This window comes from Streptomyces sp. NBC_00028, from assembly GCF_045041065.1.
Lineage (GTDB): Bacteria > Actinomycetota > Actinomycetes > Streptomycetales > Streptomycetaceae > Streptomyces.
This window is the reverse complement of the sequence record NZ_CP108293.1, coordinates 6,136,275-6,162,785: the sequence shown is the minus strand read 5'-3', so window position 1 is coordinate 6,162,785 and position 26,511 is coordinate 6,136,275. Positions and strand designations below refer to the sequence as shown.

At 71.0% G+C, this 26,511-nt stretch carries 19 protein-coding genes and 1 other RNA gene; 8 read left to right on the top strand and 12 right to left on the bottom strand.

Annotation, left to right across the window (positions count from 1 at the left end):
* Positions 1 to 31: 31 nt before the first annotated feature.
* Positions 32 to 1,393, bottom strand: coding sequence for a cytochrome P450 (locus tag OG885_RS27685; protein ID WP_405736271.1), 1,362 nt, complete (start codon positions 1,391 to 1,393; stop codon positions 32 to 34).
* A gap of 171 nt (positions 1,394 to 1,564) precedes the next feature.
* Between OG885_RS27685 and OG885_RS27680 the strand changes: the two genes are divergently transcribed.
* Genes OG885_RS27680 through OG885_RS27655 form a run of 6 tightly spaced genes read left to right on the top strand, consistent with a single transcriptional unit; the run spans position 1,565 to position 10,845 of the window.
* On the top strand, positions 1,565 to 2,860 hold the full coding sequence (locus OG885_RS27680) for an ABC transporter substrate-binding protein (RefSeq protein WP_405736268.1): 1,296 nt from the start codon (positions 1,565 to 1,567) through the stop codon (positions 2,858 to 2,860).
* Positions 2,857 to 3,804, top strand: a complete 948-nt coding sequence (locus OG885_RS27675) for a carbohydrate ABC transporter permease (RefSeq protein ID WP_405736265.1) — start codon at positions 2,857 to 2,859, stop codon at positions 3,802 to 3,804. Before OG885_RS27680 ends, OG885_RS27675 begins: the two co-directional genes overlap by 4 nt.
* Complete coding sequence (locus tag OG885_RS27670; RefSeq protein ID WP_405736263.1) at positions 3,801 to 4,625, top strand: carbohydrate ABC transporter permease; 825 nt, start codon at positions 3,801 to 3,803, stop codon at positions 4,623 to 4,625. The genes OG885_RS27675 and OG885_RS27670 overlap by 4 nt, the downstream gene beginning before the upstream one ends.
* 12 nt (positions 4,626 to 4,637) lie before the next feature.
* Positions 4,638 to 6,887 (top strand): alpha-xylosidase, encoded by a 2,250-nt coding sequence (gene yicI, locus OG885_RS27665; protein WP_405736260.1) that lies wholly within the window; start codon positions 4,638 to 4,640, stop codon positions 6,885 to 6,887.
* Positions 6,887 to 7,897 carry a LacI family DNA-binding transcriptional regulator gene (locus OG885_RS27660; protein ID WP_405736258.1) on the top strand — a complete coding sequence of 337 codons (1,011 nt, stop codon included), beginning with the start codon at positions 6,887 to 6,889 and terminating at the stop codon, positions 7,895 to 7,897. Before yicI ends, OG885_RS27660 begins: the two co-directional genes overlap by 1 nt.
* A gap of 44 nt (positions 7,898 to 7,941) precedes the next feature.
* Positions 7,942 to 10,845: a glycoside hydrolase family 3 C-terminal domain-containing protein gene (locus OG885_RS27655; protein WP_405736256.1), complete on the top strand. Its 2,904-nt coding sequence runs from the start codon at positions 7,942 to 7,944 to the stop codon at positions 10,843 to 10,845.
* A 48-nt stretch (positions 10,846 to 10,893) separates the two neighbouring features.
* Here OG885_RS27655 and OG885_RS27650 read toward each other — a convergent pair whose 3' ends face one another.
* The 7 genes from OG885_RS27650 to ftsE form a co-directional block, all read right to left on the bottom strand.
* Positions 10,894 to 11,859 carry an alpha/beta hydrolase family esterase gene (locus tag OG885_RS27650; protein WP_405736254.1) on the bottom strand — a complete coding sequence of 322 codons (966 nt, stop codon included), beginning with the start codon at positions 11,857 to 11,859 and terminating at the stop codon, positions 10,894 to 10,896.
* A gap of 84 nt (positions 11,860 to 11,943) precedes the next feature.
* Entirely contained in the window at positions 11,944 to 12,558 is a 615-nt protein-coding gene (locus tag OG885_RS27645) for a hypothetical protein (RefSeq protein WP_405736251.1), read from the bottom strand.
* A gap of 116 nt (positions 12,559 to 12,674) precedes the next feature.
* Positions 12,675 to 13,062: a transfer-messenger RNA gene (gene ssrA / locus OG885_RS27640) on the bottom strand.
* Positions 13,063 to 13,145: 83 nt separating this feature from the next.
* Complete coding sequence (gene smpB, locus OG885_RS27635; protein WP_405742909.1) at positions 13,146 to 13,691, bottom strand: SsrA-binding protein SmpB; 546 nt, start codon at positions 13,689 to 13,691, stop codon at positions 13,146 to 13,148.
* 81 nt (positions 13,692 to 13,772) lie between these two features.
* Positions 13,773 to 14,942 (bottom strand): S41 family peptidase, encoded by a 1,170-nt coding sequence (locus tag OG885_RS27630; protein WP_405736249.1) that lies wholly within the window; start codon positions 14,940 to 14,942, stop codon positions 13,773 to 13,775.
* 67 nt (positions 14,943 to 15,009) lie between these two features.
* Positions 15,010 to 15,927 carry a permease-like cell division protein FtsX gene (gene ftsX / locus OG885_RS27625; RefSeq protein ID WP_399961521.1) on the bottom strand — a complete coding sequence of 306 codons (918 nt, stop codon included), beginning with the start codon at positions 15,925 to 15,927 and terminating at the stop codon, positions 15,010 to 15,012.
* Positions 15,928 to 15,961: 34 nt separating this feature from the next.
* The gene (gene ftsE, locus OG885_RS27620) at positions 15,962 to 16,651 is read right to left on the bottom strand and encodes a cell division ATP-binding protein FtsE (protein WP_020132390.1); all 690 of its coding nucleotides are present in this window, start codon (positions 16,649 to 16,651) and stop codon (positions 15,962 to 15,964) included.
* A 220-nt stretch (positions 16,652 to 16,871) separates the two neighbouring features.
* Between ftsE and OG885_RS27615 the strand changes: the two genes are divergently transcribed.
* On the top strand, positions 16,872 to 17,069 hold the full coding sequence (locus OG885_RS27615; protein ID WP_399961519.1) for a hypothetical protein: 198 nt from the start codon (positions 16,872 to 16,874) through the stop codon (positions 17,067 to 17,069).
* A gap of 95 nt (positions 17,070 to 17,164) precedes the next feature.
* Here OG885_RS27615 and OG885_RS27610 read toward each other — a convergent pair whose 3' ends face one another.
* From OG885_RS27610 to OG885_RS27595, 4 genes are all read right to left on the bottom strand, one after another.
* Positions 17,165 to 17,794, bottom strand: a complete 630-nt coding sequence (locus tag OG885_RS27610) for a hypothetical protein (RefSeq protein WP_405736245.1) — start codon at positions 17,792 to 17,794, stop codon at positions 17,165 to 17,167.
* Between the two features lie 311 nt (positions 17,795 to 18,105).
* Positions 18,106 to 19,209: a peptide chain release factor 2 gene (gene prfB / locus OG885_RS27605; protein ID WP_405736242.1), complete on the bottom strand. Its 1,104-nt coding sequence runs from the start codon at positions 19,207 to 19,209 to the stop codon at positions 18,106 to 18,108.
* Between the two features lie 190 nt (positions 19,210 to 19,399).
* Positions 19,400 to 20,644, bottom strand: coding sequence for a serine/threonine-protein kinase (locus OG885_RS27600; RefSeq protein WP_405736239.1), 1,245 nt, complete (start codon positions 20,642 to 20,644; stop codon positions 19,400 to 19,402).
* Between the two features lie 133 nt (positions 20,645 to 20,777).
* On the bottom strand, positions 20,778 to 22,427 hold the full coding sequence (locus OG885_RS27595; protein WP_405736236.1) for a serine/threonine-protein kinase: 1,650 nt from the start codon (positions 22,425 to 22,427) through the stop codon (positions 20,778 to 20,780).
* A gap of 355 nt (positions 22,428 to 22,782) precedes the next feature.
* Between OG885_RS27595 and OG885_RS27590 the strand changes: the two genes are divergently transcribed.
* The gene (locus OG885_RS27590; protein ID WP_405742908.1) at positions 22,783 to 26,454 is read left to right on the top strand and encodes an FHA domain-containing protein; all 3,672 of its coding nucleotides are present in this window, start codon (positions 22,783 to 22,785) and stop codon (positions 26,452 to 26,454) included.
* Positions 26,455 to 26,511: the final 57 nt, after the last annotated feature.

The following is a 26,511-nucleotide window of genomic DNA, read 5'->3' as shown; positions in this document are numbered from 1 at the left end:
CCCCAACGGCGCGGTACCCAGCAATCAACCGTCACCCCCGCGACCTGATCCGCACCTTCGCCGCCCCTTTGGTCATCAACGTCACCCCAGCCCCCACAGGCACCTCCCTGCCCTCCAAGTCCTCGAACTCAAAGGCACGAAGCAACACAGCCACCCCCAACACCGACTCCAGCATCGAAAGGTGCTGCCCGATACACGCCCGCGGCCCACCCCCGAACGGAAACCACGCGTACCGAGGCCGCCCAGCCTCCGCCCCCGGCGCGAAACGGCCCGGATCGAACCGCTCCGGCTCAACCCAGTACGCGGGATGCCGCTGCGTGACCCACGGACTGACGATCACATCCGCGCCCGCGGGAATCCGTACGCCGTCGATCTCCGCGTCGGCGACGGACCGCCGTCCGATCACCGGCGCCGAGGGATACAGCCGCATCGCCTCCTTGACGACCATGGTGAGCCGGGGCAGCGCCTCCATGTCCCCGGCCGTGGGCATCCGGTCACCGCCGAGCACCTGATCGACCTCCGCCTGAACCCGCCGCTGCTCTTCCGGATGCCGGGCGAGCAGGTGGAGGGCGAAGGCGAGTGCCGTCGCCGTCGTCTCATGCCCGGCCAGCAGGAAGATCAGGACCTGCTCGCGGAGTTCGGCGTCATCGAGGCTGCCGTCCTCGGCGTTCCGGGCGTGGACGAGCAGGCCGGCGAGATCCTCGGAGGCCCCCGCTCCACCCCGGCGCCGACTGTCGATGATCTCGTCGCACACCGCGAACAGCTCACCTTGAAGGCGGGCGGCACCGCGGTTCGCCGGAGTGGGCCAGTTCCGCGGCGACTTGAGGGGCGAGAGGCCACGCTTCATCGAATACTGCTGGAGCGGCGGCAGCGTGCGCTCGACGACGTCGAACGCCTTCTCCATGTCCGCCCCGAACAGGATCCGCCCGACCATCCGCAACGCGAACCGGTGCATCTCGCCGACCAGTTCGACGGTGCCGCGTCCGCGCCACTCCGCGGCCAGAGCCACCCCCTCCGCGGCGACCTGCCCCGCGTACCCGTCCACCCGCCGCCGGGTGAACAGCGGCTGCACCAGCCTGCGTTGCCGTAGATACACCTCGTCCTGGCTGGTGAGCAGCCCGTTGCCGATGGTCTGCCGCAGCTCCTCGTAGAAGACGTTGTCCTTGCGGAAGTCGGCGGCCCGCCCGGCCAGCACCTGCTGTGCCCCCGCGGCCGAGAAGACGGCGTAGACCTCCGCCCGCAGCCCGGGCGGACCGGCGCGGAAACGCACCACGTCACCATGGTCGCGGCGGGCCCGCTCATAGGTACCCAGAGGGTCCCTGAGCAGGTCGTTCATCGACCCCAGCAACGTGTTTCCCGGCACGATCGGCGCCTCGCGCACCACCGTCGTCATCGTCCCGCCTTCCCCGCTCCCGGCGATCGTGGTCGCTGCAATTCTCGCGCGAGCCATTGACTCACTCACAGCCCCCACATACCTTCCCCCGTCGAAGCGCTTCGACGTAAGTCGTCGAAACGGTTCGACGTTCCGAGAACCATCCGGCTCCGACTCCCCTGGAGGCACGGGATGTTGACGGCACGAAAGCGCGTGGTGGCGACGGCGGTGCTCGCCGCCGGAGCACTGCTCCTGACCTCCTGCGGGGACTCCGACAGCGGATCCTCAGGAGACGGCAAGACACTCAAGCTGTGGCACTACGAGGCCCCGAACAGCGCGATGGGGCAGGCCTGGAACGAGGCGATCAAGGAGTTCAAGGCCAAACACCCGGGCGTGAAGGTGGAGTTCGAGGAGAAGGGCTTCGAGCAGATCCAGAAGACCGCTCCGATGGTCCTCAACTCCTCCGACGCACCCGACGTGATGGAGTACAACAAGGGCAACGCGACGGCCGGGCTGCTGTCGAAACAGGGCCTGCTCACCGACCTCACCGCGGAGGCGACGAAGCGCGGCTGGGACAAGAAGCTCAGTGCGAGCGTCCGCACCACCAGCGTGTACGACACCAACGGGGTGATGGGCTCCGGCAAGTGGTACGGCGTGCCCAACTACGCCGAGTACACGATGGTGTTCTACAACAAGGACCTGTTCAAGAAGTACGGGATCGCCGAGCCGAAGACGTTCGCCGAACTGACCGCCGCGATGGACACGTTCGTCCGGAACAAGGTCACCCCGCTGGCCAACGCGGGCGCCGAGTACCCGGCCCAGCAGTACCTGTACCAGCTCGCCCTCTCGAAGGCGGACCGCGCCTGGGTGGACTCGTACGAGCTGTACAAGGGCAAGACCGACTTCCACGACGCGGCCTGGACGTACGCCGCCGAGACCTATGCCGACTGGGTGAAGAAGGGCTACATCGGCAAGACCTCGTCCAGCACCAAGGCCGAGGACGCGGGTGTCTCCTTCCTCCAGGGCAAGGCGCCGATCTTCTTCTCCGGCAGCTGGTGGTACGGCCGTTTCGTCGACGAGGCCAAGTTCGACTGGGGCACCTTCCTGTGGCCCGACTCGAACCTGACCCTCGGCTCCGGCGGCAATCTGTGGGTGGTCCCCAAGGGCGCCAAGAACAAGGAACTCGCCTACGACTTCATCGACATCACCATGTCGAAGAAGATCCAGAACCTGCTCGGCAACAAGGGCGGTGTCCCGGTCGCCGCCGACGCGAGCGCGATCACCGACGCGCGGTCGAAGGCGCTCATCGACAACTTCAACACCCTCTCCCAGCGCGACGGGCTGGCGTTTTACCCCGACTGGCCGGTGCCCGGCTTCTATGACGTCCTGGTCTCCCAGACCCAGAAGCTGATCACCGACAGCGAGAAGCCGGACGGCTATCTGGACGCCCTCCAGGACGCGTACGACAAGGGCGCGCCGAAGCAATGACGGTGACCGTCGAGAAGCGCGGGGTGGCCGGCAAGGCGGCACAGGCCGGTCACCCCCGCCGCCCCCGCGACTCCTACGCCCTGTTCCTGCTCCCCGGTGTGCTCGCCTTCCTGGCCGTGATCATCGTGCCGTTCCTGATGAACACGTACGTCGGCTTCACCGACTGGCAGGGTGTGGGCTCCCCCGACTGGACCGGGCTCGCCAACTACCGCGAGCTGATGGACGACTCCGAGTTCTGGGCGTCGTTCCGGCACAGTCTGTTCATGGTCGTCGCGATGGCGGCCGTACCGACGGCGGCCGGACTGGTCCTGGCCGCCGCCCTGTTCGACTACGTCGGCAAGCACTTCGGCAGCCGGGTCACCGCGGTCCTGCGCGCCTGCTTCTACCTCCCCCAGGTGCTGCCGATCGCGGTCGCGGGCATCGTGTGGAGCTGGATCCTCGCCCCCGACAACGGCTCCCTCAACGCTCTGCTGAAGGCCGTCGGCCTGTCCTCCTGGCAGCAGGACTGGCTCGGCGACCCGGACATCGCGCTCTACAGCGTGATGGGCGTGATGGTGTGGGTGCAGCTCGGCTTCCCGCTGGTGGTCTTCATGGCCGGACTCCAGCGGGTGGACCCGCAGTTGTACGAGGCGGCCGAGCTGGACGGCGCCGGCTGGTGGCGCCGGTTCTGGCACATCACGCTGCCGCAGATCCGCCCGGAGATCTACGTCGTGCTGACCTGGTGCACGATCGCCGCACTGAAGGTGTTCGGCGCGGTGTACGTCCTGACGAAGGGCGGCCCGGGCGGCGCGACCGACGTCCCGTCGTACTTCTCCTTCACCACGTTCTTCGAGAAGACGCAGGTCGGCTACGGCGCCGCGATCTCCACCGTGCTCACGGTCATCATCCTGGCGCTGTCCCTGATCGGGCTGCGGCTCCAGACCCGCGAGGAGGACCGGTCATGACCCGAGCGCTCCGCCGTTACCCGGTGCTGGTCGCCCTGTGCGTCGCGGCCCTCTTCATGATCGTGCCGTTTCTGATCGTCACCCTCAACGCCTTCAAGTCCCCGGCGGAGTACAGCCAGAACGGCCCGCTGAGTCTGCCCGACGGCCTCTATCTCGACGGTCTGAAGGACTTCTGGGAGCGCGTGGACTACTCGCAGAAGCTGTTCAACTCCGTGCTGATCAGCGGCGCGGTCGCGGTCCTCGCGGTGGTGCTGTCGATCCTCAACGCGTACGCGATCGGCATCGGCCGGATCAAGGGCCGGCCCTGGGTGCTCGCCTTCTTCGTGCTGGCGAACATGCTGCCGCAGGAGGCGCTGGTCTACCCGATCTACTACCTGAGCAAGGAGGCGGGCCTCTACGACACGAGACTGAGCGTGATCATCGTCTTCACCGTCATCCAGGCGGCGTTCGGCACGTATCTGCTCTCCTCCGTCCTCGGCCAGTTCCCGCGGGAGATCATCGAGGCCGCGAAGATCGACGGCGCGAGCAAGTGGCAGGTGCTGTGGCGGATCGTCGTCCCGGTCAGCCGGCCCACGCTCGGGGTGCTGATGGTCTTCTTCTTCATCTGGACGTGGAACGAGTTCCTGCTCCCCCTGGTCATGCTGATCTCCAACGACAACCAGACGGTGTCGGTGGCCCTCGGTGTCCTCCAGGGCCAGCGGCTGATGGACGCCACCATGACCAACGCGGCCGCCCTGCTCGGTGTGCTGCCCGCGATCGTGTTCTTCCTCCTCTTCCAGCGCACGCTCACCCGCGGCATCGCCGTGGGAGCGGTGAAGTAAGGAACCCCCCACATGAAGTTCACCGACGGCTACTGGCTGCTCCGCGAGGGCGTCACCGCGGCCCACCCGGTCGAGGTCCTCGACGTCACCGCCGGCGAGGGCGCGCTGGAGATCCATGCGCCGACGCAGCCCATCCGCCATCGCGGCGACCTGCTGAAGGGACCGGTCGTGACGATCAGCGCCCACTCCCCGATGCCCGACGTCATCGGCCTCACCTTCACCCACTTCCAGGGCGAGCGGCCCCGCGGCCCCCGGTTCGAGGTCGCCAAGGAGGAGTTCGCGGCCCACACCGAGTACGACGAGGAGCACGCGACCCTCACCTCCGGCGCCCTGTCGGTCCGGGTGGCCCGTACCGGCCCCTGGCACGTCGACTTCCTGGCGCACGGCAGGACCCTGACGAGCAGCGGCCCCAAGGGCATGGGCATCATGCGCGACGCGGACGGCGCCCACTATCTGCGCGAACAGCTGAACCTCGCCGTCGGCACCTCCGTCTACGGCCTCGGCGAACGCTTCGGGCCGCTCGTCAAGAACGGCCAGATCGTCGACATCTGGAACGCCGACGGCGGCACGGCCACCGAACAGGCCTACAAGAACGTCCCGTTCTATCTCACCGACGCGGGCTACGGCGTCTTCGTCGACCACCCGGGAAAGGTCTCCTTCGAGGTCGGCTCGGAGGCGGTGTCACGGGTCCAGTTCAGCGCCGAGGCCCAGCAGTTGACGTACTACGTCATCCACGGCCCGGACCCCAAGGACATCCTGCGCAAGTACACGGCCCTCACCGGCCGCCCGGCGCTGCCGCCCGCCTGGTCGTTCGGGCTGTGGCTGTCGACGTCCTTCACGACGTCGTACGACGAGGAGACGGTGACCTCGTTCATCGAGGGCATGCGCGAGCGTGAACTGCCGCTATCCGTCTTCCACTTCGACTGTTTCTGGATGCGCGAGTTCAACTGGTGCGACTTCCAGTGGGACCCGCGGGTCTTCCCCGACCCGGCGGGCATGCTGTCCCGGCTGCACGCGCGGGATCTGCGGGTCAGCGTCTGGATCAACCCGTACATCGCCCAGCGCTCCCCGCTGTTCGCGGAGGGCAAGGCGCTCGGGCATCTGCTGAAGCGTCCCGACGGCAGTGTCTGGCAGTGGGATCTGTGGCAACCGGGCATGGCACTGGTCGACTTCACCTCCCCGGCCGCCCGCGACTGGTACGCGGGCAAGCTGGAGGTCCTGCTCTCCCAGGGCGTGGACTGCTTCAAGACGGACTTCGGCGAGCGGGTGCCCACCGACGTGGCCTGGGCCGACGGTTCGGACCCGGAGCGGATGCACAACTACTACTCGTACCTCTACAACCGCACGGTCTTCGAGGTGCTGCGCAAGCACCGGGGCGAGGAGGAGGCGGTCGTCTTCGCCCGCTCGGCGACGGCCGGCAGCCAGCAGTTCCCGGTGCACTGGGGCGGCGACTGCGAGGCGACGTACGAGTCGATGGCCGAGTCGCTCAGGGGCGGGCTCTCCCTCGGACTGTCCGGCTTCGGCTTCTGGAGCCATGACATCGGCGGCTTCGAGGGCACACCGAGCCCCGCGCTGTTCAAGCGGTGGCTGGCGTTCGGTCTGCTGTCCTCCCACAGCCGGCTGCACGGCAGCTCCTCCTACCGCGTCCCGTGGCTCTTCGACGAGGAGTCGGTGGACGTGCTGCGGCACTTCACCCGGCTCAAGCTCAGCCTCATGCCCTACCTCTACGAGGCCGCCCGCACCGCCCACACCGAGGGCACGCCCGTCATGCGGGCCATGGTGCTGGAGTTCCCGGACGACCCCGGGTGCGCGCACCTGGAACGGCAGTACATGCTCGGCCCCGACCTGCTGGTGGCGCCGGTGTTCTCCGACGACGGGGAGGTCGCCTACTACGTGCCCGAGGGCACCTGGACCCACCTCGTCGGCGGCGAGACGGTGACCGGGCCGCGCTGGGTGCGCGAGAAGCACGCCTTCCAGAGCGTGCCGCTGCTGGTCAGGCCCGGTGCGGTGATCCCGGTGGGCGCGGTGGCGGAGCGCCCCGACTACGACCACGCCGACGGGGTGACCCTGCACGCCTACCGGCTGCGGCGGGGCGACCGGGTGATGGTGCGGGTCGGCGAGGTCGCCTTCACCGTCGTACGCGAAGGGGACACCCTGCGGGCCTCGTGCAGCGATCCGTCGGCGCCCTGGGGGCTGGCCGCCGGGGAGCGGACCGTGCGGGCGCAGGCGGGCACCGGCTTCCTCTCGCTGGAGCTGGGCTGATGGTGAAGATCACGGACGTGGCCCGGCACGCCGGCGTCTCCCCCAGCACCGTGTCCTACGCGCTCAGCGGCAAGCGCCCCATCTCCGAGGAGACCCGGCGGCGCGTCGAGGCGTCCATCCGCGAGCTCGGCTACCACCCGCACGCGGGCGCCCGCGCCCTGGCCAGCAGTAGGTCCAACGTGCTGGCCCTCGTCGTGCCCTTACGGGCCGGCATCCACGTCCCGGTGGTGATGCAGTTCGCCGTGTCGGTGGTGACCACGGCCCGGCGCCACGACCACGACGTGCTGCTGCTGACCCAGGAGGAGGGCGAGGACGGCCTCAGAAGGGTCGCCGACTCCGCGCTCGTGGACGCCTTCGTCGTCATGGACGTCCAACTCGACGACCCCCGGCTGCCGTTGCTGCGCTCCCTGGACCGACCGTCGGTGATGATCGGCTTCCCCGCCGAAGCCGCCGGCCTCACCTGCATCGACCTCGACTTCAGGGCGGCCGGCGAGGCGTGTGTGGAGCATCTGGCCCGGCTCGGACATCGGGTGGTCGCCCTGGTCGGCTCACCGCCCGAGGTCTACGTCCGCCAGACCGCGTTCGCCCAGCGGGTGGTCCAGGGTTTCACCGCCGCCGCGGACCGGGGCCGCCTCGCTTCCTCCGTCCACCCCTGTGAGGCGACGCCCGCCGCTGCCCGCGAGGTGGCCGGGCAACTGCTGCGCGAGCAGCCCGCGTTGACCGGGGTCGTCGTCCACAACGAGGCGATCCTGGAGCCGCTCGTCGACGCCTTCGAGCAGCTCGGGCTGCGCGTCCCCGCCGACCTGTCGATCACCGCCATCTGCCCCGACGAACTCGCCGAGAACCTCCGCGTCCCGATCACCTCGGTCGCCCTGCCGTCCGCCGAGGTGGGCGAGCGGGCCGTGGAACTGCTGATGCGCAAGCTCGATGCCAAGGCCGTGCCCGAGGCCACGCTGCTGCCGCCCCGGATGACGGAACGCGCGAGCACGGCACCGAGGAACACGCCCTGAGATGACCCCTGTTGACGCAAGGCCCTACACGAAGGAGCCGATCGATGAGAGGCAGCAAGAAGAGACGTAGATCCACGCTCGTGGTGGCGCTGGCCCTGGTCGCGGGACTCGGCGCCACCGTCCCCGCGCACGCCGACGACCCCGCCTACCCCTTCCGCGACCCGACCCTCTCGGTCGACCGGCGGGTCGACGACCTCCTGGACCGGCTGACCCTCGACGAGAAGATCTCCCTCCTCCACCAGTACCAGCCCGCGATCCCCCGCCTCGGCATCCAGCCCTTCCGCACCGGCACCGAGGCCCTGCACGGCGTCGCCTGGCTGGGTGAGACCACCGTCTTCCCGCAGGCGATCGGCCTGGCCTCCAGCTGGGACCCGGCGCTGATGGAGCGGGTCGGCTCGGCGGTCGGCGACGAGGCCCGCGGCTTCCAACAGGAGCGCCCCGAGGGCTGGGGCCTCAACCTGTGGGCGCCCGTGGTGAACCTGCTCCGCGACCCGCGCTGGGGCCGCAACGAGGAGGGCTACAGCGAGGACCCCGCACTGACCGGCGCGCTCTCGACCGCGTACGGCGAGGGCCTGACCGGCGGCGACCCGGACCATCTCAAGACGGCGCCGACGCTGAAGCACTACCTCGCCAACAACAACGAGTACCACCGCACCACCACCTCCTCGGACCTGCGCCCGCGGGTGGCGAAGGAGTACGACGAGGCGGCGTTCAAGCCCGCGCTCGAGGCGGACGCGGCGACCGGCGTGATGTCCTCCTACAACCTCGTCAACGGCCGCCCCAACACGGTCAACCCGGACCTGGACGACGTCGTGCGCGACTGGTCCTCGTACGACCTCCTGAACGTCACCGACGCCTTCGCACCCGGCAACCTCCCCGGCGACCAGCAGTACTTCCCCAGTGTGGTCGAGGGCGACGCGGCGGCGATCAAGGCCGGCATCGACAGCTTCACCGACAACAACGCGGACTCGTCGGTGACGACCGGCGCCGTCAAGTCGGCGCTGGACAAGGGCCTGTTGAAGGAAGCGGACGTGGACGAGGCGGCCGGACACATCCTGTCCGTCCGGGTGCGCCTCGGCGAGTTCGACCCGGGCGGCGGCAGGTACGGCGCGATCGACAAGTCCGTCATCAACAGCCCGGCGCATCAGAAGCTGGCCCGCGAGGCGGCGACGGAAGGTGCCGTCCTGCTGAAGAACCAGGCGCACACGCTGCCGCTGAAGACGTCGGACAAGGACGTGGCCGTGGTCGGCCCCCTCGCCGACACCCTGTACACCGACTGGTACTCCGGCTCCCTCCCCTACGCCGTCACCCCCGCCGACGGCATCGCCGCCAAACTCGGCACCGACGTGGCGACCAGCGAGGGCGTCGACCGCATCGCCCTGAAGAACACGGCGACCGGCAAGTACATCACCACCGGTGACGCCCTGCTGAAGGAGAGCGCCGAAACCTCCACCGCCCAGACGCAGTTCGACGTCTTCGACTGGGGCGGCGGCGTGGTCACCCTGCGCTCGGCGGACAACGGCAAGTACGTCGGCTACAACTGGTCCGGATTCGCCAACGACCAGGCACAGCCCGGCGGTTGGTTCGTCCAGCAGCAGTTCAAGCTGGAGGAGCAGAACGACGGCACGTACCTGCTGCGCTACGCGGGCTACGAGACCGAGGAGTCCTGGTGGGGCAACCCGGTCTACGTCGGCCCGACCGGCGCGGACGGCACCCTCGGGCTGGTGACGAAGGAGCAGGCCGCCCACTACACGAAGGACGTCGTCCGCAGCGGCCTCGACGAGGCCGTGGCCGCCGTGAAGGGCAAGGACGCTGCCGTGGTCGTGGTCGGCTCCAACCCGTCGATCAACGGCCGTGAGGCCCACGACCGCACCGACATGGGCCTGGCCCCGGCGCAGGAAACCCTGGTCAGGGCGGTCCGCAAGGCCAACCCGAACACGGTCGTGGTGGTCGAGAACAGCTACCCGACCACACTCGGCGCCCTCCAGCAGGACGTCCCCGCACTCCTGTGGACCTCCCACGCGGGCCAGGAGACCGGCAACGCCCTGGCGGACCTCCTCTACGGCGACGCCAACCCCTCCGGCCGCCTCACCCAGACCTGGTACCGCTCCGCGTCCGACCTCCCCTCGATCCTCGACTACGACATCATCAAGTCCGACCGCACCTACCAGTACTTCAAGGGCCAGGCCCTCTACCCCTTCGGCCACGGCCTGTCCTACACCTCCTTCCGCTACGGCGACCTGCGCAGGACGGCCGACGGTTACGAGGTGAAGGTCACCAACACCGGCAGCCGCGCGGGCGACGAGGTCGTCCAGCTCTACACCCACCAGCGCGTCTCCCGTGACAAGCAGCCCCTGAAGCAGCTGAAGGCGTTCCAGCGGGTCTCGCTGAAGCCGGGCCAGACGAGGACGGTCCACCTGAAGCTGTCGCCGAAGGACCTGGCCCACTGGGACGTCACCCGTTCCAAGTGGACGGTGGAGAAGGGCACTTACGACGTCCTGGTCGGCTCCTCCTCCGCCGACATCCGCTCCCGCGCCACCTGGCGGGTCGCCGGCGAGACCATCCCGGCCCGCGACCTCACCCGCGCGACCCGCGCCGAGAACTTCGACGACTACGACGGCACCCGCCTCGTCGACGAGTCCAAGGAGCGCGGTACGGCGGTGGCGGCGGCGTCCGACCGGGCGTGGCTGAAGTTCACGGACACCCGACTCGGCTCGGGTGCCGCCGAGTTCACCGCCCGGGTGGCCGGCGCGGAGGGCACGGTCGAGATCCGCCTCGGCTCCCCGACCGGCACGCTCGTCGGCACGGCGGCCTTCGGCGGCACCTCGTCGCCGTACACCTATGAGACGGTGACCGCCGACCTGTCACGAGCGGCGAAGGGCCGTACGGACGTGTACCTGGTGCTGAAGGGGGCGGGCCTGCGTCTGTCGACGTTCAGTCTGAGGTGAACCGGGGTCGCCGCGTGGCGCAGGCCCGCGCCACGCGGCGGACGCCCCTCAGCCGGCCAGCCCCCACGCCGCACCCATCCGGTAGGCGGCGCACAGGTTCACGTCGAGGATGTACGCCCCGGCACTCCCGCACTGCTCGCTCCCGCTCCCCGGATCGACGGGCTGCCCGTGTCCCATCCCGGTGACGCTGTACGTCTCGACGACGGCGCTGCCGCCCGCGTCCAGGTACGTCCGGTGCGGATATCCGGCGACGGTGTCACTGACGTCGGCCGTCTGGTCCGCACCCCGCACCTCGGTCCACTGCTTGACGAGGTCGGTCATGTTGACGGGCTTGACCGTGTAGTCGGCCGTGCCCTGGAAGGCGACCAGCGTCGGCCAGGGCCCGGTGTACCCGGGCCGCGCGGCCCGCACCCGGTCACCCCACTGCGCGGCGGTCTGGGTGGCCCCGACATACATGCACACGTACGGCGACCCGGCGGCCTGCGCACACCCGTACGGCAGTCCGGCGACGATCCCGCCCGCCGTGAACTTCTCCGGGTAGGCGGCCATCATCACGGCGGCGAGCCCGCCCCCGGCGGACAGTCCCGTCACATACACCCGGCCCCCGGCGACATCGGCGACCTGCCGGTCCACCATCTGCGCGACCGACGCGGCCTCGCCCTGGCCGCGGGTGATGTCGCCGCTCTGGAACCAGTTGAAGCAGAGCGAGGAGTTGTTCGCGCTCTGCTGCTGCGGCAGCACGACGGAGAAGCCCCACCGGTCGGCGAGCTGCGTCCAGCCGCTGCCGGTGCCGTATCCGGCGGCGTTCTGGGTGCAGCCGTGCAGCGCGACGACGACCGGCCGCCCGGCGGGCAGTCCGTCGGGAACGTACCGGAACATCCGCAGCGCCCCCGGGTTGCTCCCGAAGCCGGTGACCTCCTGGAGGGAGGCGGCGGACGCGGGCGCCGGGGTGAGGAGGACGGCGAGGAGGGCCGTCAGGACGGCGATGAGGCTCGCGGCTCTGGTGTGTGTCATGGGCAGGGACCGTAGAAGCGTGAACGACCCCCGGATATGGGGCCGCACACCACAACACGACCGCCGGGCGTGGGGCCATGAGGACTACCAGAGGCCGCCGTATCGGACGGTCCGGCCCGGACCCAGCTCGGGAGCGACCCGTAGGGTCAACTCCCGCCCCACACCGTCCAGTCGCTCGTGCGTGGCACGGAACGCCTCGTCGTCCCGGTCCTGGAGCCAGAGGTCCATGGCCGCGTCGATCTGCGCGGACCACCGGTTGAGATCGCCGACGAGTTCCTCGGACAGGTCGAGCGCCGCGGTGGGGTCGTCCGGCGCGAAGTCCTCGAAGCCGTCGGCGCGCAGCGGGTACCACCGGTACTCGCCGTGGACGACGAAGTCCCGCGGATGTGCCGGGGAGCCGTGCGCCTCGACGCCCCAGTACAGCTGCCCGCAGCCCCAGCACACGTACTTCTCGGTGCGATGCCGCTCGTCCCGGTACCGCACCTCCCACTCGGGCCCCAGCCACCTGGCCAGCTCCTGGGCCGCCTCCACCCCCTGCCGCACGTGCTTGCGCAGCGCGGGACGGGAGGTGAAGCCGTCGGCAGGCCGGGCCCGGTACCAGGCGCGGAGCCGCTCGGCGAGGCCGTCGGACAGCTCGTCCCACGGCAGCTCGGCACCGGCGTAAAGCAGCAGCGGCCGGGGGGCGTCCTCATCGGTCATGGCAGGGCTCTCAGGAACTCAGGAACTCCGGAACTCAGGTCATCGGGGGTATGACAAAGCCCCGCTGCTCAAGAGCAACGGGGCTGTGCCCACATGGGGTGCCCATCGGTCTGGGCGAGTGGAGATGGCGGGAATCGAACCCGCGTCCAACGGTGCTGAATCAGGGCTTCTCCGTGTGCAGTTCGCTGTGATTTTCTCGGCCCCGGCAATCACGCGAACAAGTCGCCGACGGGCCCAGTCACTGTTTGATTTCCCATCCGACCCCGTGACCGGGCCGAATGGTTTAGTCCCCTAGATTATGCCAGGGTCCGGGTCGGGAACACCCCCGGTCTGACACCCGTTAAGGGCCTTCACTCACTGCTTATTAGGCAGCGAGGGCGAAGGCGCGGGAATCGCTCTTGGAATTGGCGATTATTGGTTGCGACATATGGTTTACGAGATCATTGCCGCTTCCTCGACACGCTTCCCCTGCTTCGACATCCGCTGTCGAAACCGATCATCCCCATGTTGTGTTTTCAATGTGCGCCGACCGCGGCCGGTGCTGATGCCATCCTACGTGACCAACGCGGGCCGGTGCCAGCCTATTCCTACTGCCCCCGCTGCTTCCGCTTCGCCGCCGCGATCGCCCGGTCCGACTCCCGCCGGTCCTGCTTCTCGCGCAGGGTCTGGCGCTTGTCGTACTCCTTCTTGCCGCGCGCGAGCGCGATCTCGGCCTTCGCCCGGCCGTCCTTGAAGTAGAGGGCGAGGGGCACGATCGTGTGACCCGTCTCCTGGGACTTCGACTCCAGCTTGTCGATCTCCTCGCGGTGCAGGAGCAGCTTGCGCTTGCGGCGCGCGGAGTGGTTGGTCCAGCTGCCCTGGTGGTACTCCGGGATGTGGGCGTTGTGCAGCCACGCCTCGCCCCCGTCGATCTGGACGAAGCCGTCGGTCAGCGAGGTCCGTCCCTCCCGCAGCGACTTGACCTCGGTGCCCATGAGGACCAGACCGGCCTCGAAGGTGTCGATGATCGCGTAGTCGTGCCGGGCCTTCTTGTTCTGGGCGACGATCTTCTTCTTGCCGCCCTTCTCGCCGTCCCTGGCCTTGGCGGCGGCCGTCCCGCCCTGCTTGGGCTGGGACTCCTTCGGTACGTACATTCCCTTGCTCATAGTGCCGTCCATTTTCGCACTACGGAGGGGGTGCGTGGAAAGCCGTTTACGGCGTGGGACGCGCGTGGCCTACGACTCGGGGGCGAGCCCGCTCAGCACGGTCTCCGCCCGCTCCAGCACCTGCTGGTCGGCCTCCAGGTCCGGAGTGATGCCCTTGCCGTCGACACCCCGCCCGGAGGGGGTGCGGTAGTGGCCCACGGTCAGCTCGGCGACCGCCCCGTCCGGCAGCCGGCTGGGCATCTGCACCGAGCCCTTGCCGAAGGTCCGGGAGCCCACCACGACGGCCCGTCCGCGGTCCTGCAACGCGCCGGTGAGCAGCTCGGCCGCGCTCATCGTGCCCCCGTCGACGAGTGCGACCAGGGGTCTGGTGGTGTCGCCGCCCGAGTCGGCGTGCAGGACCTGCTGCTCGCCGTCGACGTCGTAGGTGGCGACGAGGCCGCCGTCGAGGAAGGCGGAGGCGGCGGTGACGGCCTCGGTGACGAGCCCGCCGGAGTTACCGCGCAGGTCGAGGACGATCCCGGCGCCGACGGGGGCCTGCCGGACCGCGTCGCGCACGACGTCGCCCGAACCCTTCGTGAAGGAGTCGATCTTGATGAGGGTGATCCCGCCGGGGAGCTTGCGCACGGTGACCGAGTCGGTGGACAGGCGCGCCCGCCGCACGGTCTGCGTCCACGCGCGTGTGCCGCGCTCCAGGCCGAGGGTGACCGCCGTCCCGGCGGCCGCGTCCTTGGCGTCACCGCGCAGTAAGGAGACGACCTCGGTGACCGGCCGCCCGTCGACGTCGGCGCCGTCCACACTGCGCAGCAGATCCCCGGCGCGGATCCCGGCCCCGGCCGCGGGCGACCCGGCGCGCACCTTGGTCACCTCGATCCGGCCGTCGCGCTCCCGCCGGGCCCACAGCCCGACGCCGGTGTACCGGCCGTCGAGGGCCTCCTCGAACTCCTCGTACTCCCCCTGGGAGTAGACGGCCCCCCACCGGTCCCCGCTGCGACTGACGGCCCGCTCGGCGGCCTCCATGGGCGACTTGCCGTCGGCCATGGCCTCCTCGGCGGCCTTCGCCACGTCCTGGTGATGCCCGGCGGGAGCGGCCGAACGGGCCGCGTCGGGCGTGGATTTCCGGTCGGGTCCCGGCAGCGACCCCGTCGCCGCCCCCGCGACCAGCACACTCGCGAACACCAACGTCAGAGCCGCCCCGCGGCCTACACGGCGGGGCTGACAGAACAGGTCGCGGCCTGACATGCGGGTGAGTCTAGGACAACGCGAAGGGCCGCACGGTCGGTTGACCGGACGGCCCTGTTGGCGTGCGTCACACCTTGAGGTACTTGCGCAGCGCGAAGAAAGCGGCCATCGCCGGCATCAGCAGGCTGGTGGCCAGGATCAGCGGAAGCTTCGTCAGTACGGCGTCCCAGCCGATGAAGTTGATCAGGTTCAGCTTCTCGGACAGGGCCAGGCCGTGGTCGATGATGAAGTACCGGGAGACCACCAGGAAGGCGCAGGCGACGCCGCCGCCGATCAGACCGGCGACCGCGGCCTCCATGATGAACGGGGCCTGGATGTAGAAGCCCGAGGCACCGACCAGGCGCATGATGCCGGTCTCGCGCCGCCGGCTGAACGCGGAGACGCGCACCGTGTTGACGATCAGCATCAGCGCCACGACGAGCATCAGCGCCATGACCGCGCGCGCCGCCCAGTTCATGCCGTTCAGCAGCCCGAAGAGGTTGTCGAGGATGCCCTTCTGGTCCTGCACCGACTGCACGCCGTCCCGGCCGTCGAACGCGGTCGCGACGACCTGGTACTTCTCCGGGTCCTTGAGCTTGATCCGGTACGACTCCTGCATCTGGTCCGGCGTGAGGGAGGCGGCCAGCGGGGAGTCGCCGAACTGCTCCTTGTAGTGCTTGTACGCCTGGTCCTGGGTCTCGTAGGTGACCTTCTCGACGACCGACATCTTGTCCAGGTCGGCGAGGATCTGCTTCTTCTGGTCGTCGGTCACCGCGCCCTTGGCGCAGTTGGGGTCGGACTCGGCGTCGCTCTTGTTGCAGAGGAAGACCGAGACGTTGACCTTGTCGTACCAGTAGCCCTTCATGGTGCTGACCTGGTCGCTCATCAGGAGCGAGGCGCCGAACAGGGCGAGGGACAGGGCGACGGAGACGACGACGGCGAACGTCATCGTCAGATTGCGACGGAGACCGACACCGATCTCGGACAGTACGAACTGGGCGCGCATGGCGTCTGGTTGGGCCTTTCCGTGGACTGTGCGGTCAGTGCTGGTAGCCGTAGACGCCGCGCGCCTGGTCGCGGACGAGGCGGCCCTGCTCCAGCTCGATGACGCGCTTGCGCATCTGGTCCACGATGTTCTGGTCGTGCGTCGCCATCAGCACGGTGGTGCCCGTCCGGTTGATCCGGTCGAGCAGCTTCATGATGCCGACGGAGGTCTGCGGGTCGAGGTTGCCGGTGGGCTCGTCGGCGATCAGCAGCTTGGGCCGGTTGACGAAGGCCCGCGCGATGGCGACGCGCTGCTGCTCACCACCGGACAGCTCGCCCGGCATCCGGTCCTCCTTGCCGCCGAGCCCGACGAGGTCGAGCACCTGCGGCACGGACTTGCGGATCTCGCCCTTCGACTTGCCGATGACCTCCTGCGCGAAGGCCACGTTCTCGGCGACCGTCTTGTTGGGCAGGAGCCGGAAGTCCTGGAACACCGTCCCCAGCTGGCGGCGCATCTGCGGCACCTTCCAGTTGGAGAGGCGCGCGAGGTCCTTGCCCAGGACGTGCACCTGGCCGTGGCTGGTCCGCTCCTCGCGGAGCACCAGCCGCAGGAAGGTGGACTTTCCGGAGCCGGAGGACCCGACGAGAAAGACGAACTCACCCTTCTCCACTTCCAGGGAGACATCCCTGAGTGCGGGGCGGGTCTGCTTGGGGTAGACCTTGGAGACGTTGTCGAATCGGATCACGGATGCACCACGGTTAGCCGGGGGTAGATGAGCGTGACCATACGCGAACCGGGTGTGTGAGCGCAGGCACAGGTTGCGGTTGCGTGCTGCTTGTGCCTTTTGTGCACGGCCTTCCGGGAGCGCCCGAGCCGATTCCGAGGGAACCTGGCACAGTGGAGGGGGAACGTTCTCCGCCCCGGGAGCGTTCTGTGGAGAGAACCGGTATGAGGAGGGCGAGCGCATGACGTACGACCGGCTGGTGTGCGCGAACTGCGCGGCGCCCGTCAACGAGGGCCGCTGCCCCGTGTGCCGCGCCAACCGCGAGCGGCTCTCGCAGGAGAACCAGAACCCGTTCGCACAGCTCAACCCCATGACACTGATCGCCCTGCTCGCGGTACTGATCGCGGCGGTGGCACTGCTGGCGCACCAGACCGCGTAACGCCGGCACGGACGCCCGAGAGGCCCGGAGCGAAGGACTCGCTCCGGGCCTCTCGTCGTACGACAGGCGCACGCTGCGCGTGCGCGTGACTACCGTCAGGCGACAGCGCCGCCGCGGCCGCCCATGAGGCGCGGCAGGATGCGGAAGCCGATACCGCCGGCGATCATCGTGGCGGCGCCCACCAGCAGGAAGGCGGTCTGCCCGGCACCGGTCTCGGCGAGCTCGCCGCCACCGCCCTGGGCGGTCGTGTCGGAGCCGGTGTCGGCGAGGGCGGAGGAGCCCTCTTCCTGGGCGGAGGCGTCGGAGCCGCCGTCGGGGTCGGCGTTGTTGCCGCCACCGCCGTTGCCGTTGTCGCTGCCGCCGCCACCGTTGCCGCCGTCGTCGGTCGGGTCCTCGGAGGGCTCCTCCGTCGGGTCCTCGGTCGGCTCGGTGGGCTCGGTCGTGGGCTCCTCGGTGATGGGCGGCTCGTCGGTGGGAGCCGGGTCCGTCGGAGCGGGGTCGGTCGGGGCCGGGTCGGTGGGCGCCGGATCGGTCGGGATGTCCGTGGGCGCGGGAGGCGTGGGATCGTCCTCACCGGTACCGGTGTCGACGTTGACGCCGATACCGGCGACGTTCACGTCGATCTCCAGCGCGGAAGCGGCGCCGGCGGCGGTCAGCGAGGCACCGGCCGCGATCACGGCACCGGCGGCTATGCGCGCGATCCGGATCCGCGTCTTCTTGGTCATGTGGTTGCTACCCCCAGTAGCTCATCGTCGATTGGGCGGCGCTCGGGGCCGTGATCAACGGGGGTGGCGGTACTCAACTCTCCCCCGGTTCACATGCGCCCCAGAGATACGCATGCCGCGCTTTACCCTTCCCATTTTTCAAAGCAACGTCAAGGGAGTAGTGCGCCGGATGCCCGACTAGGCGATCTTATGCCGGAATTAACCGCTGTGAGCGAGCTGTAGAACCCGGACAAAAAGACAACCGCCCCCGAATCGGGGGCGGTTGAAGAGTCGACCATCACGGGATTGCGCGGATGGTCAAGTCGACAAAGTTACTTCTCCTGCTGCTTGCGCCAGCGAATTCCCGCTTCCAGGAACCCGTCGATCTCGCCGTCGAGCACCGCCTGCGGGTTGCCGACCTCGAACTCCGTCCGCAGGTCCTTGACCATCTGGTACGGGTGCAGGACGTACGACCGCATCTGGTTGCCCCAGGAGCTGCCGCCGTCCTTGAGGGCGTCCATCTTGGCCCGGTCCTCCTGGCGCTGCCGCTCCAGCAGCTTCGCCTGCAGAACGTTCATGGCCGTGGCCTTGTTCTGGATCTGCGAGCGCTCGTTCTGACAGGAGACGACGATCCCGGTGGGCAGGTGTGTGATGCGCACTGCGGAGTCGGTCGTGTTGACGCCCTGGCCGCCGGGGCCGGAGGACCGGTAGACGTCGATCCGCAGTTCGGACTCGTCGATGTCGATGTGGTCGGTCTGCTCGACGACGGGCAGGACCTCCACACCGGCGAACGACGTCTGCCGGCGGCCCTGGTTGTCGAAGGGCGAGATCCGCACGAGCCGGTGGGTGCCCTGCTCGACGGAGAGCTGGCCGTAGGCGTACGGCACCTGCACCGCGAAGGTGGTCGACTTGATGCCGGCCTCTTCGGCGTACGACGTCTCGTAGATCTCGGTCTTGAAGCCGTGCCGCTCGGCCCAGCGCAGGTACATGCGCTGGAGCTGCTCGGCGAAGTCGGCGGCGTCGACGCCGCCGGCCTCGGCGCGGATGTTGACGAGCGCCTCACGGGCGTCGTACTCACCGCTGAGGAGCGTGCGGACTTCCATCTCGTCCAGCGCCTTCTTCACGGAGACCAGCTCGGACTCCGCCTCGGCGCGGGTGTCCGGGTCGTCCTCCTCCTCGGCCATCTCGAAGAGCACGGAGAGATCGTCGATCCGTCCGCGCAGGGCCTCGGCCTTCCGCACCTCCGCCTGGAGGTGGGAGAGCTTGCTGGTGATCTTCTGCGCCTCGTCCGGGTCGTCCCACAGGGACGGCGCGGCCGCCTGCTCCTCGAGCACGGCGATGTCTGCCCTCAGCTTGTCGAGGTCCAGAACGGCCTCGATCGACTCCATGGTCGAGGAGAGGGACTTGAGCTCTTCGGATACATCGACGACTGCCACGCCTCCAGCCTAACGGCTGTGGCAACCGACCTCGGCCGGGCCTGTGCATCACTCAGCCCGTCCGGCGTTTGAGGACGAGGCCCTTTCGGGGCCGACAGCGGGGGTCTGGGGGCGCAGCCCCCAGGGATGGGACGGGTAGGGGCGGCGGGGGCGAGGAAGATCCTGCGCGCACCCCCACCGGCCCGTCACGTCACGGCGAGACCGGCGTCGAGTTCTTCGTGTCCTGCGGCGTCGCCCCCGCGTCGTCCCCGGACACAGCCGCCCAGGTACCGACCCCGGCCGCGACCACCAGCAGCACCGCCGCCACACTCACCACCACCCGGCGCCGCCGCGTGGTCGCCCGGTTCCGCGCCGAACCCGGCCGCGGCGCCCCGGAGGCCCGCGGCACCCGCGCCGTCCCCCGCGCACCCCCCGCCAGCTCATCAGGCGCCGGCACCCTCATCGACGTATGCGTGTCCCGGTTGGAGTCGGCCGGCTTCGCCCCCGGCACCAGCGGCACCGCTCCCCGCCGCACCGGCGACGAAGAGGACGGCGCCGGCTCCTCCGCCGGAGCGGCCTCGTCGCCCTCGTCGTCCTCCGCGTCCGGTTCGTCCACGTCCAGCGGCGGCATCCCGGCCAGCATCGGCAGCAGCTCCCGCAGCCGCGCCCCGAGCTCGGAGGCCCGCAGCCGGGAGGCCGGCGCCTTGGCGAGGCACTGCACGATCAGCTGCCACAGCTCGTCGGGGATGCCGGGCAGCGGGGCGACGGTCTCCGTCACATGGCGGCGCAGCACCGCGCCCGGGTGCCCGCCGCCGAAGGGCGTGAAGCCGGCCAGCAGCTCGTACAGCACCGTGGCCAGCGCGTAGATGTCCACCGCCGCGCGCGGGGGCAGCCCCTCGACGATCTCCGGCGCCAGATAGTCCGGCGTACCGATGATCTTCGTGGCCCGGGTCCGCCGCGGGGTGTCGATCAGCTTCGCGACCCCGAAGTCGGTGAGCAGCGCGCGATGCGAGCCGCCGGGGCCCAGCGGGCCCTGCATGTCGAGGAGGACGTTCTCCGGCTTGACGTCCCGGTGCACGACGCCCGCCGCGTGCGCGGCCGCGAGCCCGTCGGCGATGTCGGCGACGATCGCCACCGCGGCCTCGGGGGCGAGCCGCCGGTCGCGGTCGAGGCGGGTGCGCAGATCGGTGCCGCGGACGAGGTCCATGACCAGCGCGAGGTCGTTGCCGTCGACGACCAGGTCACGGACCGAGACGACGTTGGGGTGCTCCAGACCGAGCAGCGCCGTGCGCTCCTGCACGAACCGTCCGACGAGCTCCTCGTCGGACGCCAGGTCCTCGCGCAGCAGCTTGATGGCGACGGGGCCCTCGGGCCCCTCGCCCAGCCACACCGTGCCGGCGCTGCCCCGCCCGAGGATCTGGTGGGCGGTGTACCGGCTGCCGATCTTCCGTGCCAAGGCTGCTCCTACCGACGCGACTTGGCGACAAAAATACGCGTCCGACGAGCCGACCTTCACCGCGGAGACCGAAATCACCCGCTGGGTGTCGACAAATCAACAGACTCGCCGGGAGCCGGAGCGGCCCAAAGCGTCACTGGCCGGACGAACCGCCACCCAGGTCACCGATCCACCCGGACACGGTCCCGATCCAGTCCCCGATCTGGTCCCAGTAGCTCTTGCCGGTGCCGATCCAGTCCTGCAACGGGCTCAGTTCCCAGATCAGCCAGCCCGCGACGAACAGGATGACGATCGTGAACAGACACCCCTTGAGGCAGCCGAGCCCGGGGATCTTCATCGGGCTGGAGCTGCGCTGCCGGGGCTCGCGCTGCTGGGGCTGTTGCGGCTGCTGGGGCGGCGGCGCGTAGCGCTGCGGGGGCTGCTGGGGTTGCGGCTGGGGGGCGTACCGCTGCGGTTGCTGCTGCTGCGGATAGCCGTACCCCTGCTGGGGCTGCTGGGGCTGCGGGCGCTGCTGGGGGCGCGGCTGCTGCTGCGGGCGGGCGACCTGCCGCTGGGGGCGGCGGCGCAGCGGGTCCTGGTTCGGGTCGAGGTACTGGACCTGCGTCTGTTCGTTGCGGTCGCGGGCCGCGCGCAGCTGGTTCTGCCAGGGGTGCGGGTCCTCGGGGCCGGGTCCGCCGGGCTGGCCGGGCTGCCCCTGCGGCACCGGCGGCATGACGGCCGTCGGGTCAGCCGCGCCGCGGTTGGGCAGCACGGCGGTGGGGTCGGCGGCGCCCACGTGCGGCAGCACGTTGGTGGCGGCGTTCGGGTCGTACGCCCCCGCGCCGTGCGGCAGCACCTGGGTGGGGTCCGCGGAACCCGGTACGGCGGCCGGGGCCGGGTCGGGCGCGAGGAGGGCCGCGACATTCTCGGCGGCGGCGATCTGCGCGGAGTTCGCGTGCACCCCGATGCCCTCGGCGACGACGCGCAGGCCGCGCGCGAGGTTCTCGGCGCTGGGCCGGTCGTCGGGGTTCTTGCGCAGACAGCGCTCTATGACCGTCCACAGCGGGTCCGGGACCGTGGACGGGCGGCGCGGCTCCGAGCTCAGATGCTGGTGGAGGACTTCGAGGGCCGAGCCGCCGGAGAACGGGGGACGGCCCGTGACCAGTTCGTACAGCAGGATGCCGGCGCCGTAGATGTCGACGGCGGAGGTCTGCGGGCGGCCCTCGGCGGACTCGGGGGCGACGTACGCGGGCGTGCCCACGAACTCGTGGGTACGGGTCAGACCCGGGGAGTCGGCGAGGCGCGCGATGCCGAAGTCGGTCAGCAGCGGGTGCATCTGGCCGCCGTTCTGCCGGAGCAGGACGTTGGCGGGCTTCAGGTCGCGGTGGACGACGCCGTCGGCGTGGCTCGCGGCGAGGGCGTCGGCGATCTGCGCGGTGAGCAGGGCGGCGCCGACGGGGGTGAAGGGGCCGTTCTCGCGCAGGTAGCGATGCAGGTCGGGGCCCTCGACGAGGTCCATGACCAGGGCCAGCAGATCGCCCTCGACGACCAGGTCGCGGACCCGGACGATGTTGGGGTGGGTGAGCCGGAGCAGGACGGAGCGCTCCCGCAGGAACCGCATCACGATGTCCGGGTCGCTCGCGAGCTCCTCCTTGAGGACCTTGATCGCGACGGTCTCACCGGGCTGGCCCTGCACGGCCGCCTCGGCGCCCGCGGCCTCGCGCTGGCGGGCTCGCCAGACGGTCCCCGTCGCGCCGCGTCCGAGCGGCTCCTCGAGGAAGTACTTGCTGCCTACCGGCCGCACGTCATGCGCTCCCTGCTTGCTTGCCTGTGTTCCGGTCCACTGTAGTGCCGCATCCCCTGGCGGCGGCCTGTCGTCGTTCTGTGCGTCTTACGTACCGGTTCCCGTAGTTGTTCGAAGGAAAGACGCTCGACCCGGTCGGCCGGTTGCCAGAGCCGGACGTGACCGATCTCAAGTGATCAACGGCGCGGCATTGGTCAGGCACTTTTGGGGGCAGAGCTGACCAATCAAGATCACTTACCGCCGGGGGGCGGGCACACTGTCAGTGGCAGGTGCGAGGATGCGTGCAGTACTGGCCGATGTGCTCGCGCGGGGTGGGGGACTGTCCGCGCCCGGGCAGAAGGGACCGCTGACGGCGATGCAGATCCGGCTGACCGTCGTAGACCCGCTGGCCCCGCCTCCCGAGGCCGCCCGGGGCCGCACCCCGACGTGCGACGTGCTGGTCACGGCACCCGCGGGGACGGCCCTGGCGGCGATAACCTCCGCACTCGCCTCCGCGGTCTCCGGTGACGGCGCCCCCACCACCGGCCAGCCCGTGCTGTACGCCGGTGCCGAGCGCCTGGACACCCAGCGCTGCACCCTCGGCGAACCCCCGCTGACCGACGGCGCGGTGCTGTCGCTCGGCGCGCCCACCGACCCCGAGCCGCACCCCGAGGTGGCCGACGCCCCGGCCCGTCTCGACGTGGTCGCGGGCCCGGACGCGGGCGGGGTCCATCTGCTGCACGGCGGCCGGATCGAGATCGGCCGCTCCGCCGACGCCGACGTCCCGCTCGACGACCCGGACGTCTCCCGGCTGCACTGCGCGGTCACGGTCGGGGCCGACGGCCGCGTCTTGCTCGCCGACCTCGACTCCACGAACGGCACGGCCCTGGACGGCACCCGCGTGGGCACCCGTCCGGTCCGCTTCCCTCCCGGCGCCCTGCTGCGCATCGGCGAGTCGGCGCTCCGCCTGGCCCCGCCCGGCGGCCCCGGCGCCCACCTGCCCACGGCCCCGGACGGCGAGGGACACGTACGCGTGCCCACGCCGCCGGACGAGGACGCCGACGGGGCCGACGCAGCTCCCTCCGCCCCGACCTGGCACACGACCGGCACGGCCGGATGGGCCGAACAGGGCCAGGGGCAGGCTCAGGGGCAGGCCCGTGGACAGGGACACGGCAGCGCCGAGGAGCCCGTCGTGCCCGGCCAGGGCGGCGCCCCCCGGATCGAGAGCCGCGGGAACCGGCCCTACGAGACCCGGACCCGGGGCGGCGGTTCCCGACGCCGGGTGTCGGACGTGGCGGGGGCGGCACGCGCCGCGGGCGCCTCAGGGCCGGGCGCGGATGGCTCGGGCGCGGGTGCCTCGGGGGCGGACCCGAAGGGCTCCTGGCCGGGTGCGGGGGACAGCGGGCGGACGCACGGGGGACGGCTGGGCGCGGGAGAGGCGTACGCGCACGGCGACACCCCCCGCGGCGGAGACCTCGGAGGCACGAGCGGAGACCTCGGAGGCACGAGAGGAAGCCACGCGCCCTCCGGCAACACCCCGACCTCTGAGGGGACTTACACCGACCCGGCACAGCGCGGCCCCGTCGGCGGCCCCATGCACAACGCCCCCGTGCCAGGCGGCCCCATGCCCGGCGGAGCCGCCCGCCGCGATGCCGACGCCGCCGAGCACGCGCGCACCGCGGACGGGGCCGACGCCACGGACGCTCCGGGCACCGGCCGCCGCAAGGGCACCCCTCTCCGCGGCACCGACGTGCCGCAGGGCCTGCGCAAGCGTGGCGGGCTCGGCGCCTGGGCGCGGCGGCTCACCGGAGGCCGGGGCGAACAGGACGCGGCGGCGTCCCGAAGCGAGGCGTACGACGACGAGACGGCCGCCGCCCCGGTGGCCGAACCCGTCTCGGGGGCGCCCCAGGCTCCGGAGACCTGGCCGGACCCGGCAGCACTGCTGCTGACGGCGTTGGGGCCGGGGCCCCGGCTGTGGGAGCGCGGCCCCGGCCACCCGGAGGCGCTGACGGTGCGGCTGGGCACGGCCGACCGGGCCGCTCCCGACGGCTCGGGACTGCTGCCAGCGGTGCCGGTGACCGCCGATCTGCGGGAGGCCGGGGCGCTGGGCCTGGCCGGTCCGCGCGCGCGGCTGGCCGGGCTGGCCCGCGCGGTGCTCGCCCAGCTCGCCGCGCTGCACTCCCCCGACACCCTGGAGATAGTCCTGCTCAGCGCGGACCGCTCGCGCTCCGTGGCGGAGCGCACGGCCGAGTGGGCCTGGCTCGGCTGGCTCCCGCATCTGCGCCCCGGCCACGGCCAGGACTGCCGCCTGCTCCTCGCCTACGACCGCGAGCAGGCCACGGCCCGCACGGAGGAGCTGCTCAGGCGGCTGGAGGACCTGCCCGCGCAGGCCACGGCGGCTACGCCCCGGCGTCCCTCCTGGGCGCGGGACGACGAGGCCGAGGGCACCCCGGGCTTCGTGGGGCCGTACACCGTCCTCGTCGTCGACGGGGACCCCGGCGGCGCCGATGTGCGCGAGGCCGTGGCGCGGCTGGCGCTGGAGGGTCCGCGGGCCGGGATCCATGTGGTGTGCCTCGCCGAGACGTCACCGGCCTCGCCGGCGTCGCCGGTGACGGAGACGTACGAGGCGGCGTGCACGGCGGCGCCGACGTTCCGCGCGTGCGGTGCGGTCGCGCTGCTCAGCGGCGACGTGGCGACGGCACTGCGGCTGCTGCGGGTGGCGCGGGCCACCGGCAGCGCGGCCGACAGCGACCTCGCTTCGGCGGGCGAGACCCCGGCCGGCCCCGTCGGCCACGGCACGGTCGCCGCCGTGGACGCCGTCTCCCCCGCCTGGGCGGAGCGGTTCGCGCGGGCGCTCGCCCCGTTGCGTACGGACGGCACCGGACAGGAGCGGCACGCGCGCGTGTCGGCGCCGCTGCCCCAGCAGGCGCGGCTGCTGGACGAGCTGGGACTGGCCAGGGCCACCCCGGCGTCGCTGATGGCCCGTTGGGCGGACGCGGCGGACGACACCGAGGCGCTCGGCGGACGGGCCTGGGTCGTGCTCGGCGCCGGACCGCGCGGGCCGGTCAGCGCGGACCTGGTGGCCGACGGCCCGCATCTGCTGATCGAGGGCCCGGCGGGCAGCGGCCGTACGGAACTGCTGCGGGCGGTCGTCGCGTCGCTGGCCGCGGCCGAGCGGCCGGACCGGCTGAGCATCGTCCTGATGGACGGCCGGGACGGTGTGGGCGCGGTGGGCGGCGGCCACGGCGAGGGCCTCAGGGTCTGTACGGACGTACCGCATGTGACCACCCATCTCGCCGCCAACGACCCGGTCCGGATGCGGGAGTTCGCGCAGTCCCTGAGCGCCGAGCTGAAGCGCCGCGCGGAGCTGCTGGGCCGGTCCGACTTCGCCGAGTGGCACACGGGCCGTGAGCTGACGGGCCGTATGGTCGCCCAGCGTGGGGCGGCCGGGAACGGCGACCTGGACTCCCCGCCCAGCTCGACCATGCGTCTGCGCCCGGGCGGCGCGGCCCGGCAACGGACCGAGTCGGCGCCACCGTTGCCCCGTCTCGTGGTCGTCGTCGACGATCTGGACGCGCTGGTCTCGCCCCCGCTCGGCTCCCCCGGCAGACCGTCGGCGGGTTCGGTGATCCGGGCGTTGGAGGCGGTGGCGCGGGAGGGCGAGCGGCTCGGCGTGCACCTGGTCGCCGCGGCGACCTCGGGCGGCCGTACGGCGGAGTCCGAACCGGCGCGGCGGGCGGCGCTGCGGGTCACGCTGGACGCGGTGGCGGCCGGTCCGGACGAACCGGCGCCGGGGCGCGGCCGGTTGACGTGGGCGGACGGCCGTACGACGGCGTTCCAGGGCGGGCGGGTAACCGGCCGTATCCCGCGGACGGCGACGCTGCGGCCGACGGTGGTGCCCTTGGACTGGCAGCGGATGGGCGATCCACCGGCCCGCCGCCCGGTGCGTGAACTCGGGAACGGCCCGACGGATCTGGCGCTGCTGGCCAGCGCGTTGGAGCGGGCGGCCCGGGAGGTCGCGGCCACGGAGGTGCCCTCCCTCCTCTAGAACGCAGCGTTACGACGGCGCAACGATCTCCCGCTTGACACCGCACGCGGTCTTGCC